The organism is Angustibacter aerolatus, from assembly GCF_054776675.1.
Genome location: NZ_BAAHBM010000186.1, coordinates 1 through 1,606, shown reverse-complemented (window position 1 = coordinate 1,606; position 1,606 = coordinate 1). Strand labels below are relative to the sequence as shown.

The following is a 1,606-nucleotide window of genomic DNA, read 5'->3' as shown; positions in this document are numbered from 1 at the left end:
CGCCACCGGCCAGCCGGTAGCGCACCGGGGCGCCGTCGCCGGCCTGGTCGAGCACGAGCGTGCGGACGGCGGCCGGGCCGGTCGCCGCGTCGGCGGCCACGGCGGGCAGCGCGGTCGGGGCGATGCGGTCGAGCGGTCCGGCGGTGCCGGTGAGCACCCAGGCCGCACCGGCGACGACGGGGGCGAGCACCGCCACGAGCACGACCGGCGCGAGCACGAGCTGCCGCCACCCGAGGCCGTGCCCGACGAGCCGGGCCCGCAGACCGTCGGCCCCGCTCAGCACGGCCACGAGGACGGCGAGCAGCAGCAGCGACAGGCCGGTGGCGGGCAGCGCGTGCACCGGCCGGCTGGTGGCGGTCGAGGCGAGCACCAGGTGCGGGGCGAGCAGCGCGAGCGCCAGGCCGAGCACGCCCAGCAGCCAGGCGGCGCCCGCGACCCGGCCGCGACGTCCGCCGCGCACCAGGACGACGACACCCGGCAGCAGCGGCACGGCGAGCAGCACCGCGGCGACCCAGCGCGGCAGGTCGAGCGGCAGCGCGGCCGCGCCGGCGGCGACGTCGAGCTGCCCGTCCCAGCCGCCGGCGGCCGCACCGTCGGCGAGCGCACCGGGACCGGCGAGCAGCAGCGCGGGGTGGCCGGCCACCTGCAGGAGCCACGGGCCGAGCAGCGCGGGTGCGAGCACGAGCACGGCCAGCGCCCGCAGCCGGGTCGCACCGCGGCCGGCCAGCAGCCCGCCGAGCGCGACCAGCAGCCCGGCCACCAGCCACACCGGCACCAGCCCGCCGAGCACCGCCAGGCCCAGCGCCGCGGCACAGGCCGCGGCCGTCGGGCCGCCACCGCGCACGCGGTCGACCGCACCGGCCCCCAGGGCGCGAGCCAGGGCGGCGGCCACGAGCGGGACCAGCACGTGCGCGACGACCGGTCCGAGCCGGCCACCGCCGACGCCGGTCGCCAGCACCGGCGCGAGGCCCCAGGTCAGCGCGGCCCAGGTGCGCAGGGCCCGCGAGCGGGTGGCGGCGCCGGCCGCGGCGTACGCCGTGAGGGTGGCCAGCAGCGGTGCGCCGAGCAGCAGGACGTCGAGCGCGCGGCTCGGCGCGGCACCGGACACCAGGTGCAGCAACCGGACGACGCCCGCCTGCAGCACGCCCAGACCCGAGCCGGCCGTGTCGGTGCCGAGGCCCGCGCCGCGCACGCCGTCGAGCGCTCCGTGCAGCAGGTCGCCGCCGTCGCCCTCGGCGCGGCCGAGCTCACCGCCCGCCAGCACCCCCGCACCCAGCAGGTCGCGGCCGGCGACGAGCCCCACGGCGAGCGCCAGCAGGCTCGCCCCGGTGAGCGGGTGACGAGCCACCCGGCGCGGCCAGCGGGCGGGCGGCACGACCCACGACGACGCCTCGTCGGCGGTCGGCCCCGGCTCGGGCGGGTCGGTCGACCCGGTCGAGATCTCGGCGTCGGGCCCGACCTCGACCGCGGGCGCCGCCGTCAGGTCGAGGGACGTCGCACCCGGCGCGGGCACCTGGGCGGTGTCGGGCTCGCGGCTGGCCCAGGCGACGACGGCCTGGGCGGCGCGGCGCCCGGCGGCCGACCGCGGCACGAGCAGCGGGCGCAC

General features: G+C 81.6%; 1 pseudogene. It reads right to left on the bottom strand.

Annotated features, from left to right (window positions below):
• Positions 1–1,606 (bottom strand): annotated as a pseudogene (locus ACYVI6_RS18685) (hypothetical protein); the annotation flags it as partial.